We start from the raw sequence: 12,636 nt of genomic DNA, 5'->3' as shown, positions 1-12,636 counted from the left end.
TCGTGCTCCTTCGGTCGATGGTCCGGAACGCCGCTCACGCGACGGGAGGCATGTCCGACTCACGCGAGTCCAGGCCCATGCGGAGATTGACCCAGGAACCGCGGGTGAAGTCCGGGTACGCCACCGGACGCCCGCCCGCCGCGAGGGACTTGACGCTCAGCGGCACCGGCGCACACCAGGCGGCGGAGTCGTACACGTCGATGTCCGGCACCAGACCCGCCCGCATCGCCTGCACGGTGCGCCACTGCAGGATGTAGTCCATGCCGCCGTGACCGCCGTTGTTCTCCGCGTCGTCGCCGATCTTCTTCCACAGCCAGTGGTCGAACTCCTTGCGGTAGGAGTCGAAGTCGCGCCAGGAGTGCCCGCTGTGGTCCGGTTCGACGTAGATCCGGCCGCCGGTCGCCGACGTGCCCGCGTAGTCCTCGAAGATGCCGCGGCTGCCCGCCAGACTGTTGATCCTGCTGTACGGCCGGGGCGAACTCACGTCGTGTTCCGCCCGGATGACCCGTCCCATGGCGGTGTCGATCAGACAGGTGACGAGGTCGCCGTTGACGTAGGTCTCCTTCCACGAGGGATGGGACCGGTCGATGAAACGCTCCCGGTAGTCGGCGAGCCCCTTCGGTTCGGTGGCCGTCGCCCGCAGCACGGTCATCCGGTCGCCGCGGTTGATGTCCATCGCGGCCGCGATCGGCGCCAGCCCGTGCATCGGGTAGAACGACGCGGTGCTGCGGGTGTGCCACAGCCGCCGCCAGGAGTCCGTGTAGTACGTGTCGGAGAACAGCAGCTCCCGCAGATCGTGCAGGTAGCCGCCGTGGCCGTTGGTGACGTCGCCGAACAGTCCGTCGTGCGCCATCTTCAGCATGGCCAGCTCGTTGCGGCCGTAGGAGCAGTTCTCCGACAGCATCAGATGCCGGCGGGTGCGCTCGGAGGTGTCGACGAGGTCCCACAGCTCGTCCAGCTCGGTGGCGATGGGCAGTTCGACGATCGCGTGCTTGCCGGCCTCCAGGGCGGCCTTGCCCTGCCGGTGGTGGAACTCCCAGGGCGTCGCGATGTACACGAGGTCGATGTCGTCCCGCTCGAGCATCTGCGCGTAGGCGTCCGCGGAGCCGCCGTACTCGGCGGGACGCGGCTTGCCCAGGGCGACGAGCCGGTTAGCCACGGAGGTCGCGCGGCCGGCACGGATGTCGCAGACGGCGGTCACCCGGCACCCCGGGACGGCCGCCCAGCCCTCAGCCATCCCGGACCCGCGGTTGCCGAGACCGATCATGCCGACGCGGACGGTCCCATGGACGTCGAACGGCACGTCGATCATCGAGCGCTGACCGCGTCGGCGCGGGGGAGTGTGCACCGGCAGCGGCGCGTCGCCACCGCCGGCCCCGGCGGCCGGAGCGGCCTGCGCCGCACCGACACCGGCGGCCGCCGCACCGGTGGCCAGCGCACCTCCCAGGAGCAATCGGCGTGAGACAGCGGGGAGTTCGGGCATGAGTGAACGCTCCTTCGATCCGACGACCGGGCATCACTGGCGGCACCGACTCTGGCGGGAGCGACGTAGACATGTCAATAGATGCTCGAAGAGTCGCCACTTCGAGCAGGAACGAGCAAACGCCCCGTCGCGGACCGGTCCGGTCCTGGGCGCTCGGTCCGGCTCAGGAAGGTGACGCCTCCGTCCGGGTCTGCCGAGCCGAACGCCGTCGGTAGTCGCCGGGAGCCACGCCCATGACGCGCTTGAAGGCGACACTGAGGGCGCTCTCGGACCCGTACCCCACCGACCGGGCGACGACGGAGAGCGTCGCGTTCCCCTCGCGAAGCTGCCGCGCCGCCAGCTCGACACGCCAGCGGGTGAGGTACTCCAACGGCCCTTGCCCGACGGCCGCCTTGAAGCGGGCGACCAGCGTGGACCGGGACACCGCGGCCTCCCGCGCCAGCTCCGCGACGGTCCAGGGGCGCGCCGGTTCGCGGTGCAGAGCGGTCAGCGCGGCGGCGACCGCCGGGTCGGACAGCCCGCCCAGCCACCCCTGGGCGGCGCGCGGGTCGCGCGCGAGGTGAAGCCGCAGCACATGGACCAGCATGACGACCGCGAGGTGCTCGGCGACCAGACCCGCGGCCGGCTCCCCGCCTGTCAGCTCCCTGTCGATCGCGTCGAGCGCCCAGCGCACCGTCCCCGCGTGCGGGCTGCCGGCCGGGACGTGGACGACCGGCGGCAGCCGGTCGAGCAGCAGTTCCTGGGCGCGGGCGCCGAAGGAGAACCGCCCGCCGACGAGGAACACGTCGTCGCCCCGGCCCGCCCGCGCGACGCCGCCCTCGGCCCGCGCGAACACGGGTCCGGCGGCCACCGGGGTGGTCGCGGGATCGCTGCGCAGGACGAACGGGAGCGGGCGGGCGAGAAGATAGCAGTCGCCCTCCGCCAGCGGGATCGGCCCGTCCACCCCGTCGACCTCCAGCAGACAGGAGCCGCGCCGGACCGCGTTGAACTTCACCCCCTGCGGCGCTTCGAACCGCAGAGCCCAGCGTCCGCCCGCCGCCAGGCCCGTGGACAGATGACCGCGCGTGTCCAGCAGAGCCAGCACGTCCTCCAACGGATCCATGCGACCTCCCGGGTCGGACGACGGCTAAAGGGTGCGGGACGATCGACCATAGCCCGTCCAGCCCGCCCGCCGTAGCGTCGAAGCATGACAACGCACACACCGGCCTTCCGGGACCCGCTGAACACACCCGGTCACCCCCTCCTGGCCACCCCCTTCACCGCCCGCACCGACGCACGCGAGGTGATCGAAGGCGTGGACCTCACCGGCCGCCGCGCCGTGGTCACGGGCGGCGCCTCGGGCCTCGGCGCCGAGACCGTACGGGCACTGGCCGAGGCCGGCGCCGAGGTCACCGTCGCCACACGCCGTCCGGAGGCCGCCGAGCGGCTCGTGCGCGAGCTGGCCGCCGCCGACGGTGCCGGTCCCGTGCACACCGCGCCCCTCGACCTCGCCGACCTCACCTCGGTCGACGCCTTCGTACGCGACTGGCACGGCCCGCTCGACATCCTGGTCGCCAACGCCGGAATCATGGCCCTGCCCGAGCGCACCCTCACCCCCCGCGGCTGGGAGATGCAGCTCGCCACCAACTACCTGGGCCACTTCGCCCTGGCCACCGGGCTGCACCCGTCCCTGCGGGCAGCCGGCTCCGCTCGCATCGTGGTCGTCAGCTCGGGCGCCCATCTGAGCGCGCCCGTCGACTTCGACGACCCCCACTTCGAGCACCGCCCGTACGACCCCTGGGCCGCGTACGGGCAGTCGAAATCCGCCGACGTCCTGCTCGTGGTCGGCGCCCGCCGCTGGGCCGCCGACGGAGTCACGGCCAACGCGCTGAACCCCGGCTACGTCCTCACCAATCTGCAGCGGCACCTGGACGACGACACGATGCGCGCGTTCGGCGTGATGGACGACGACGGCAACGTGACGCCGCTGCCGTACTACAAGACGCCCGCCCAGGGTGCCGCCACCTCGGTGCTGCTGGCCGCCTCACCCCTCCTGGAGGGGGTGACGGGCCGCTACTTCGAGGACAACCAGGAGGCGGGGATCGTCACGGACGAGGAGAACCCGACGGGTGGCGTCGCCGCCCACGCCGTCGATCCGGGAGCGGCGGACCGCCTCTGGGAGTACGCGACCGAGGCGCTCCGCACTCCCTGACCGCTCAGCGGGGGTCCCTGCCGTCGCCGTCGAGCACGTCGAGGAACTCGACCGCCCGCCGTGTGAGGAGCATGGCCGCGTCCGGGTCGTAGGAGGGCAGCGAGGAGTCCGCGAACAGATGCTGCTCGCCGGAATACAGGAACAACTCGGCGTCGAGGGACCCCGCGACCAGTGCACGGGCGGCCTCGGCGTCCTCCGCGAAGAAGGCATCGTCCTTCATCGCGTGCACCTGCACCGGCACGCCCGCCGGCCAGGCCGCACCGAACTCGGACACCGGGATGCAGGCGTGCATCAGCAGCGCGCCCCGCGCCCCGGCCCGCGTCTGCGCCAGCTCCTGCGCGGGTACCACACCGAGCGAGAAGCCGGCGTGGACGACATCGCGGGGAAGGGCGTCCGCCGCCCGCACACCACGCGCGGTGACTTCCCCGAACCCGACCTGCCGCACGTACGCCGTCCCCTCCTCCAGCGAGTCGAAGGTGCGCCCGTCGAACAGGTCGGGTGTGTGGACGGTGTGGCCCGCGGCACGGAGTTCGTCGGCGAAGGCGACCACCCCGGAGGTCAGACCCTGTACGTGGTGGAACAGTACGACCTCTGCCATGCCGGGCTCCTCGCCTCTGCCGTGGATGCTACGAGCGCTCAGAGTAATCGAAAACAGTCGAACATTATGGAGTTCCCTGGAACTTCACGAGGACTCGACGGGCAGCCACAGCTCGCAGGTCGCGGTGCTGAAGTCGTCGGCCCGCTCGATGACCGAGACGATCGACGGTCCCGGCCGCAGCCGCCACGGGTTGGACGGGAACCACTGGGTCGCGGTCGCCGCCCAGGCTGTCTGCAGGGCCTCGGGGTGCGGCCCGCTGGTGCGGAACACCGCCCACATGCCCGCCGGCACCTCGATGACGTCCAGCCCGTCCGGCACCGGTGTGCCACCGGCGACGGCGACCCCGTGCAGGTAGGTCAGCTCGGTGCCCTCCCGCCCGTCCGGGTCGGCGTCGTCGGTGACCTGGAGAAGACCGGCCGGCTCGGCGTCGCCGAGTGCCTTCAGGCGCCGGTGCTCCTCCGGAGGGATGGCGGCGATGTGCTGCTGGATGTGCGGGTTGATCCCGTGGTGGATGAGCGGAACCCGGGTGGAGTGGCCGACCAGGCGGAACGCGGGGCGGTCGACGAGGCGGGTGTCCATGGGGGTACTCCCTTCGACGGTCAGGCGGAACCTGAGCTGCGGTTGTGTACGCAAGGGGCCTCCGTCGCGGCGCACCTCCGCGGGACCGGCACCGTGAACCGCCCGGAACGCACGCCCGAACGCCTCCCGAGAGCCGTACCCGTGCCGGACGGCGATCTCCAGCAGGTCCTCCTCGCCCCGGACGACGTCACCGGCGGCGACGGTCATCCGCCGCCTCCGCACGTACTCCGACAGCGGCATGCCCGCCAGCGACGAGAACATCCGGCGCAGGTGGTACTCGGTGGTCCCGAGCCCCGCGGCCAGCCCGTCGAGGTCGAGCTCCTCGGTGAGGTGCTCCTCGACGAGATCGACGAGCTGGTTGAGTGCCGAGATCATGAGGCCTCCTTTCGCCTCCAACCCTGGCAGCGACCCCCCCTGACCAGGCCCGATCGCTGCGAACCGATCCGATCACGCGCGACCGGGCTCAGGTCGTTCCCGCGTCACAGCGAATCCCCGGACCGCCTGAGGCGGGGACTCAGTGCTCGCAGAGCGAGAACTCCCGCTCGTACATCTGCTCGTTGTGCTCGTCGACGAAGAACTTCCGTTCCTTCATCAGCTCCTCGCGGTAGGCCTTGGCCTGCTCGAGCGTCATGGTCGACGTCTCGGCCCACGGCTGCTGCGGCGGCACGTCGGACGTGGAGACGATCGTGTGCGACGGGTCGACGAGGAAGAACGCGACGATCTTCCGGTGCCCCGGACGGGTGGGGTCCTGGAGGCGGAACGGGCTGACCCGGTGCTGCAGGACGTTCGGGAAGGCCAGGCAGCGCCCCTCCGGAGTGGCCGTCGAGCCGAGCAGCTGGTTGAGGGCGCCTTCGTCCTCCAGGCCGTACACCTCCCGCATACCGGTGTGGTCGTTCTGCGCGTACTCGGGATCGTCGAGCGCCGTCCGGAAACCGAGCCGGCTCTCCGTGATGTTCTCGCTGTCCCAGTAGTACAGGCCGGTCGAGACGATCCGCTCGTTGAGCATGCCCTCGACGTGCCAGGATCCGCCCGCGTACTCGGGCTTGTCCGGGGTGAGGTGGATGGTGGCGAGCTTGACGATCACCTGCAGCCTGCGCCCGCGCAGGCTCACGCGCTCGGAGCCCTCGGGCACCTGGGGCGGCGTGAACGCCGGGGCGTCGGGAAGGACGGGCCGGCGGTTGTCGTACCACTCCTCCTCCGCCTGCTCCCACGCTTCGTAGGCCTTCTCGTACGCCTCCTCGTCCTCGAAGTCGTCCTCCTCCGGTTCCGGGACCTCGTACTCGTCGGACTCGTACCACCCGTAGGGGTCGACGGATATGCGCAGCGGACGCGGGTGACGCAGATCGGTGAGAACGTTCTCCCACAGCGGCAGCATGCGGGCGAACAGCTCCGGCAGCACGGCGACGAGGTCACGGTGCTTCTCGGGGTGCACGTTGTTCACGTACGAGCGGAAGCTCGCCCGGCCGTCGGCGTCCACGTCGACGTCCGTGGGCAGCCACTGGAACTTCTCCGAGAACTCGTACCGCGAATAGTGGTCCGTCGGGTTCTCCCAGGCCCGTTCCGGAGCCCCGCTCACACCCCGCACGAGACAGAACAGCGAGGGATGCACGAGGTCGAGCACCTGGCCGTCGGACCCGGGATGCCAGTCCCGCTCCTCCTCGGGCACTTCCTCCAGCACCCGCACCGCGTCCCGCAGCCGCGTCCGGAGCTCGTCGTCGACGAGCGTGTCGGACTGCCACACCCCGTCCACGGCCGACACCTCGGCGCCGGTCCGCCCGTCCCGCAGCGCCGCGTAGTGCGCGAGCTCGTCGAGCACGTACCGCACCTGCGCCTCGGTCAGCCCCTGTGCGACCGCCTCCTCGGCCCACCGCGCGACGATGCCGGCATCGCGCATCTTCTCGAACCACCGCGGCTTGGCCCGCAGTTGCGCGCTGCATTGCATCATCTCGATCTCCCGCAGCGTCCGAGGCGTGGCGGACGTCGAGGAACGGCTTGCCATGAACGGCAACGGAAAAGCGGTCAGCCCAGTCAATTCTCTTGACCCTCCCAGTCGGTACGAGCGCCGGGAACACTACGGCAGCGGACTGACAGTGGCCCTAGCCACCCTCCACCGGGCGCCACTCCCGCCGGAGCAGGCCGTAGACCCAGGAGTCGGAGACGTCGCCGTCGACGACGCAGTCCTCGCGGAGAGTGCCCTCGCGGACGAAGCCGAGCTTCTCCAGCACCCGCGCCGACGCCCCGTTCCGTGTGTCCACGTCGGCCCGGACGCGGTTGAGATCAAGGGTGTCGAACCCCCACCGCAGGAGGCCGCGCACGGTCTCCGTGGCATACCCGTGGCCCCAGACCTCACGGTCGAAGACGTAACACAGCACCGCGCTACGGAAGTCCGGGTTCCATTCGACGAGCCCGCACCAGCCGATGAAGGCGCCGTCGCTGCTCCGCTCGACGGCCAGCCGCGCTCCCGTGCCCTCCTCCTCGATCCTGCGGCACGTCGCGAGGAAGCGCTGCGCGCGCGCCGGGTCGGTCCACGGAGGGGAGTCCCAGTAGCGCAGCACCCGAGGGTCGCTGTGCAGGGCGTAGAGCGGGGCGGCGTCGTCGTCGGTGAACGGACGGAGCCTCAGGCGGTCGGTGTGCAGTTCTGGCGTGGGCGGACTCATGTGGATCATCCTGCCGCGTCCCGCTCGACGCCGACCAGCGGTTTACGCGGGGCCCTCGGGGGGCGGCGCCTCGAGCAGCGTACGCCGACGAGCTGCGGGAGGATGAGGCCGAGGCCACGCGGCTCGGGTCACCGGTCAGCCGTTGTTCGTGGCAGACGGCACGCGTCGGGGAAGGGCACGGTATGGACGTCACCTTCGGAGGAGAGACAGGCGGTCTCGCCTACGCCTACGTGCGCGAGATCCTGCATCCGGCGATCCTCAACCACAGTGTGCGCGTCTGGCTGCTGGCGGATCACCTCGCCCGGCAGCAGGGCCTGAAGGGGAAGCAGAGGGAAGCCCTGGCCGTGGCCTGCCTGTTCCACGACTCGGGGACGGCGGCGCCTCACGACGGGGCCCAGCGCTTCGAGGTGGAAGGCGCGGACGCGGCGCGCGCCTTCCTGTCGGAGCACGGCTGGCCCGAGGACCTCGGGCAGCAGGTCTGGGAGGCCGTGGCCCTGCACACCTCCCCGGGCATCGCGGAACGCATGGGCACCCTGCCGCGGCTCGTCAGACTGGCGGTGCTGGCGGACTTCGGCAGGACCGACCTCATCGGCACCGAGGGCCGGGCCGAGCTGACCGAGGCGCTGGAGCGCCTCCCGCGTCTGGACATCGAAACCGCACTCGGTGACGCGGTCGTGGCACAGGCTCTGCGCAACCCCGAGAAGGCGCCGCCCTCCAGCTGGCCCGGCGTCCTGCTCGCGGCCCACCTGGCAGATCCCGACAGGACCGCAGGCGCGAACCCCTCGTTCTGAGAACCGGCCCGCTCGCGACGCCGGTCACAGCACCGCGTACTCGCCGCTGCCCGGGAAGTCGGTGCTGAGGGCCACGTCTTTCCCGGCCTCGTACTCGGCGCGCAACTGGTCCAGTTTGACGCCGATCCTGCGCTGGGCGTCACTGCCCAGGACCACCCGGTGCCGCGGCGTGGGGGACAGGGCCTCTTCGAAGATCACTGCCGCCGCCCTCGCCGGATCTCCCGGAAACATGTCGGGAGTCGCCTTGTTCATGATGGCCCGGAAGGCTCCGGCGGTGACCGCGTAATCCCCGATGGGCGCCCCGGAAGCGCGCGTGCGGGTCTCGATCCCGGTGCGGAAGGAGCCCGGCAGAATGAGGAGCGCCCGCAGTCCCAAGGGCTCGATCTCCTGCCACAGGGCCTCGGTGAAACCCTCCAGGGCGAACTTGCTCGCGGAGTGGAAGCCGTTCCCCGGAAGACTCGCCAGCCCGTCCATCGAGGAGATGTTGACGACGGCCCCGCTGCGACGCGCGCGCATCGCGGGCAACACGGCCCGGGTGAGTGCCACGGCACCGAAGAAGTTGACCTCGAAGACCGCGCGGTAATCGGATTCGTGCTGCTCCTCGATGGCTCCGACAATGTCGACACCCGCGTTGTTGACCAGGACGTCGATGCCACCGGACCACTCCTCGGCCTCCCGCACGGCCTCGACGCACCGGCGACCGTCCGTGACGTCGAGCTGAAGGACCAGGCACTCACGAGGGTGGCTGTCCGCCAAGCCGGCCATGGGTGCGACCACCGGCGCCGTCGCGACGACCCGATGGCCCTGCTCCAGCACGTGCGCGGCCAACGCGTGGCCGAGACCGCTGGACGCGCCGGTGATGAACCACGTGGTGGGGGACATGATGTACTCCCTCCGGAGGGGAGAGACGGCCGGAGGCACCTGGGCGCACCGCACCCTCGAAAGCCCCTGCGGACGACATGCCGCATCCGGCTCGCACGGGCGACTTGGCCCCACCTCACCACACCTTCCCCGGGCTCGCACCACGACCTTCCCGCACGACGGTGGCGGCCTGCCGGCGTTCACGGGCTCCTGCGCGGCCTGCGCTCCCCTCGCAGCCCCGGCGTGCCCGTGGAACCTTCGCCCGGCCGCCGGCAGCGGTTTCCGCAAAGGTGCTCGACGCCCGGCCTCACCGGTCGCCGGCACACCGACGATCGCCGCTGGTCGCGGCGACCCCGCAATCGATCTTCCGACGCGACCGGGCCGGTCGGATCGCGTTGATACCACGTGCCTGTCCGACCTGCCGTTCTCCGACGAGGTCGTCCGCGCCATGCTCCCGGACTGTGGTCCGAAACCTTGTTTCCCCGTGATGGACAACGGGATTCGGGGGTACATGGGGGCGCATGGCACCGAAGATGAGTGAACGTAGTCAGCTGAAGCGGGCTGTGCGCCAGCTCCGTCGCATCCGTTCCTTCTACGCCGCGGCGATGGTGCTGTGGGCGGGGTCCGCCGCGTTGACCGGCTGGCAGGCTGCCGGGAGCCGCCAGCTGACGGTCTGCGTCGCGCTCCTGGCCGTCTTCGCCGCGCTGTTCGTCACGGTGAGCGTCGCCCTCCGCCGCCTCGGAGTGCCGGCGACCGCCGAGCGGGCGCGGCGCCATGCCACTGCGTCCACGGTGTCGAACGCCGGTGGCCACGCTGCTGCCTGAGCGTTCACGCGTCACGCGACGGCCGACCATGTCGGTCGCCGGCCGGGCGTCGGTCGAACGGGCGCCAGGTCCCGCGCCGCTCGGAGATGAGCAGCCCAGCCTCCTTGAGCTTCTTCAGGTGGTGCGAGACGGCCGGCCGGGAGACGCCGACGTCGGAGATGTCGCACACTCACGCCTCGCCGCCCTCGTGCGATTCACCCCAGCGTGGCGTAGCGGGTCTCGGCGACGACCGCCTGGACCCGTCATCGTGCGAACGAGCTGAGCCCACCCTCCGTCCTCCGTCCCGGCCGTTCGTCGACGAACAGGCCACGCGACGCCGCCAGGGCCACACCGGCCGCCGCCTGCCGGGCGAGAAGCGGATCGGCCCCGCCCCGCAGCAACAGGATCTGCTGGTAGACCGGCGCCGTCGCGGCGACGACCACCCTCCGCGCACGCGTCCCTTCAGGGACCTCACCCCGCGCCACCGCCCGCTCCACCACGACAGCGCACCGCGCATACCGCTCGTCCCAGAACCGCTGCAACGCCTCGGCCGCCTGCGGCGAGCGGAACGAAGCGGCGATCAGCGCCGCGGTCACCGGCTCACCGGTGAGTCCGGCCTCCACCTCACCGTTCACGGCAGCCAGGTCACCCTCGAGGGTGCCGGTGTCGGGCGGCTGCCAGCCGTCAGCGCCGGCGGCGTCGAGGACGTCGGCCAGCAGACCCCCCACATCCCTCCAGCGCCGGTACACGGTGGTCCGGTGCACGGCAGCCCGCTCGGCCACCGCGTCCACGCTCAGCGCATCGAAGCCCTGCTCCACCAGCAGCTCCCGCACAGCCTCCAGCACCTGCGCACGGATCCGCGCACTGCGCCCACCCGGCCGCCGCACCACAGCAGCCCTCCCGGACATCGCGCTTGCCGCGCCCCCTGCCGTCATGACACGATCCTAACGCAACTGTTGTCGCAGTAGGGATGTGAAAGATGCTCCTCCAGGACGTTCACCCGGCCCTTCGGCCTCCCACGGCCGCCCGTCACCCGAACGTCCAGGAGAACTCGCGTGCCCACGCAGATCACCGCCCGCTCCGTCACGAAGTCGTACAACGGCCGACTCGTCCTCGACGCCGTCACCTGCACCCTCACCACAGGTGAACGCACGGGCATCGTCGGAGAGAACGGCTCCGGCAAAACCACCCTGCTCCGCCTCCTCGCCGGCGCGGAACAGCCCGACAGCGGCACCCTCACCGTCCATGCCGACGGAGGCATCGGTTATCTCGCCCAGGACGGCAGCCTGCCCGCCCATCACACCGTCCAGCAGGCGGTGGACGACGCACTGAGCGACCTGCGCGCGATGCAGGCACGCATGCGCCACCTCGAAACCGTGATGGCCGGCCACGAAGGGAACAACGCCCAGGTTCTGGCCGAGTACGGTGACCTGCTGACCGCGTTCGAACTCCGCGGCGGCTACGAGGCAGACGCCCGCGTGGAGCGCGCACTGCACGGCCTGGGCCTGGCCCACCTGCCCCGCGACCGCGCCGTCGGCGACCTCTCCGGCGGCGAACAGGTCCGCCTCCGCCTCGCCGCCCTCCTCGCCGCGTCCCCGGAGGTGCTGCTCCTGGACGAGCCGACCAACCACCTCGACGACCAGGCCCTGACCTGGCTCGAGGACCACCTGCGCACCCGTCCCGGCACCACCGTCGCCGTCTCCCACGACCGCACCTTCCTCGACCGCGTCGCCACCACCCTTCTGGAAGTGGACGGGGACCGCCGCACGGTCACCCGCTACGGCAACGGTTACACCGGCTACCTAGCCGAAAAGGCGGTCGCCCGCCGCCGTTGGGAGCTGGAGTACGCCCGCTGGGAAACGGAAGTGGCCGCTCAGCGCGAAGCGGCCGCGGTCACCGCCCGCCGGGTCGCCCCGGGGCGGGCGATGAAGGACGGCAACAAGATGGCCTACGACCGCGCCGCCGGCCGTGTCCAGCAATCGGTCGCCGGCCGCGTCCGCAACGCCGAAGAACGCCTACGCCGCCTGCTCGCCACCCCGGTCCCGAAGCCGCCGGAGCCCTTGAGTTTCACGCTCACCCCGCCCAACGGCGGCCGCCTGCGAGGCACGGTCCTGGAAGCGACGGGGGTCGCCGTCACCGGCCGCCTCGCCGCCACCGACCTCACCGTCAAAGCGGGGGAGCGCCTGCTGATCACGGGCCCGAACGGCACCGGCAAGAGCACCCTGCTCACCGTCCTGGCCGGCCGACTCGCCCCCGACACCGGCCAGATCACCCGCCGCGGCCGGATCGGACACCTCCCGCAGGAACCCGCCCCCGGAAGACCGGGGGAGACGGTCCTCCAGGCTTTCGCCCGCGGCCTGCCCGGCCACCCGGACGACCACACCGAAACCCTCCTGGCGCTGGGCCTGTTCACCGCCGACCGCCTGACCACCCCGGTCACCGACCTGTCCACGGGCCAGCGTCAGCGCCTGGCCCTGGCTCGCCTGCTGAGCCGCCCCAGCGACGTCCTCCTGCTGGACGAGCCCACCAACCATCTCTCCCCAGCCCTCGTCGAAGACCTCGAACAGGCCCTCACCGACTACCCGGGCACGATCCTCCTGGTCTCCCACGACCGCCGCCTGCGCTCCGGGTGGACAGGCACCCGTCTGCCCCTGCCGCCCCGCCTTCACCAGG

At 71.4% G+C, this 12,636-nt stretch carries 11 protein-coding genes and 2 pseudogenes; 4 read left to right on the top strand and 9 right to left on the bottom strand.

Features of this window, described 5'->3' with window-relative positions:
- Nucleotides 1-34: 34 nt before the first annotated feature.
- Together ELQ39_RS01635 and ELQ39_RS01630 are read right to left on the bottom strand one after the other, a co-directional pair.
- Entirely contained in the window at nt 35-1,483 is a 1,449-nt protein-coding gene (locus ELQ39_RS01635; protein WP_242590723.1) for a Gfo/Idh/MocA family protein, read from the bottom strand.
- Nucleotides 1,484-1,646: 163 nt separating this feature from the next.
- Complete coding sequence (locus tag ELQ39_RS01630; protein WP_242590722.1) at nt 1,647-2,585, bottom strand: AraC family transcriptional regulator; 939 nt, start codon at nt 2,583-2,585, stop codon at nt 1,647-1,649.
- Nucleotides 2,586-2,669: 84 nt separating this feature from the next.
- Here ELQ39_RS01630 and ELQ39_RS01625 point away from each other — a divergent pair, with 84 nt between their 5' ends.
- Nucleotides 2,670-3,674 carry an SDR family NAD(P)-dependent oxidoreductase gene (locus tag ELQ39_RS01625; RefSeq protein ID WP_242590721.1) on the top strand — a complete coding sequence of 335 codons (1,005 nt, stop codon included), beginning with the start codon at nt 2,670-2,672 and terminating at the stop codon, nt 3,672-3,674.
- Nucleotides 3,675-3,678: 4 nt separating this feature from the next.
- On the opposite strand, the gene ELQ39_RS01620 is transcribed toward ELQ39_RS01625, so the two are convergent.
- From ELQ39_RS01620 to ELQ39_RS01605, 4 genes are all read right to left on the bottom strand, one after another.
- The gene (locus ELQ39_RS01620) at nt 3,679-4,272 is read right to left on the bottom strand and encodes a dienelactone hydrolase family protein (protein WP_242590720.1); all 594 of its coding nucleotides are present in this window, start codon (nt 4,270-4,272) and stop codon (nt 3,679-3,681) included.
- Between the two features lie 84 nt (nt 4,273-4,356).
- The gene (locus ELQ39_RS01615; RefSeq protein ID WP_225627702.1) at nt 4,357-5,226 is read right to left on the bottom strand and encodes an AraC family transcriptional regulator; all 870 of its coding nucleotides are present in this window, start codon (nt 5,224-5,226) and stop codon (nt 4,357-4,359) included.
- 139 nt (nt 5,227-5,365) lie between these two features.
- Complete coding sequence (locus ELQ39_RS01610) at nt 5,366-6,883, bottom strand: DUF4246 domain-containing protein (RefSeq protein WP_190002222.1); 1,518 nt, start codon at nt 6,881-6,883, stop codon at nt 5,366-5,368.
- Between the two features lie 64 nt (nt 6,884-6,947).
- Nucleotides 6,948-7,508, bottom strand: coding sequence for a GNAT family N-acetyltransferase (locus tag ELQ39_RS01605; RefSeq protein WP_225627698.1), 561 nt, complete (start codon nt 7,506-7,508; stop codon nt 6,948-6,950).
- A 182-nt stretch (nt 7,509-7,690) separates the two neighbouring features.
- Here ELQ39_RS01605 and ELQ39_RS01600 point away from each other — a divergent pair, with 182 nt between their 5' ends.
- Complete coding sequence (locus ELQ39_RS01600; protein ID WP_242590719.1) at nt 7,691-8,299, top strand: HD domain-containing protein; 609 nt, start codon at nt 7,691-7,693, stop codon at nt 8,297-8,299.
- 24 nt (nt 8,300-8,323) lie between these two features.
- Here ELQ39_RS01600 and ELQ39_RS01595 read toward each other — a convergent pair whose 3' ends face one another.
- Nucleotides 8,324-9,181, bottom strand: a complete 858-nt coding sequence (locus tag ELQ39_RS01595; RefSeq protein WP_190002225.1) for an SDR family NAD(P)-dependent oxidoreductase — start codon at nt 9,179-9,181, stop codon at nt 8,324-8,326.
- A 500-nt stretch (nt 9,182-9,681) separates the two neighbouring features.
- Here ELQ39_RS01595 and ELQ39_RS01590 point away from each other — a divergent pair, with 500 nt between their 5' ends.
- Entirely contained in the window at nt 9,682-9,984 is a 303-nt protein-coding gene (locus tag ELQ39_RS01590; protein ID WP_242590718.1) for a hypothetical protein, read from the top strand.
- A 4-nt stretch (nt 9,985-9,988) separates the two neighbouring features.
- Here ELQ39_RS01590 and ELQ39_RS01585 read toward each other — a convergent pair.
- A pseudogene (locus ELQ39_RS01585) lies at nt 9,989-10,177 on the bottom strand (ArsR/SmtB family transcription factor); the annotation flags it as partial.
- Between the two features lie 49 nt (nt 10,178-10,226).
- Nucleotides 10,227-10,898 (bottom strand): TetR/AcrR family transcriptional regulator, encoded by a 672-nt coding sequence (locus ELQ39_RS01580; protein WP_242590717.1) that lies wholly within the window; start codon nt 10,896-10,898, stop codon nt 10,227-10,229.
- 120 nt (nt 10,899-11,018) lie between these two features.
- Between ELQ39_RS01580 and abc-f the strand changes: the two are divergent.
- Nucleotides 11,019-12,617: pseudogene (gene abc-f / locus ELQ39_RS01575) on the top strand (ribosomal protection-like ABC-F family protein); the annotation flags it as partial.
- Between the last annotated feature and the right edge of the window lie 19 nt (nt 12,618-12,636).

The sequence above is a fragment of the Streptomyces sp. GB4-14 genome, assembly GCF_022696125.1.
GTDB lineage: Bacteria > Actinomycetota > Actinomycetes > Streptomycetales > Streptomycetaceae > Streptomyces > Streptomyces werraensis.
The sequence above is the reverse complement of the archived record's forward strand: the minus strand, read 5'-3'. Positions and strand labels throughout refer to the sequence as shown.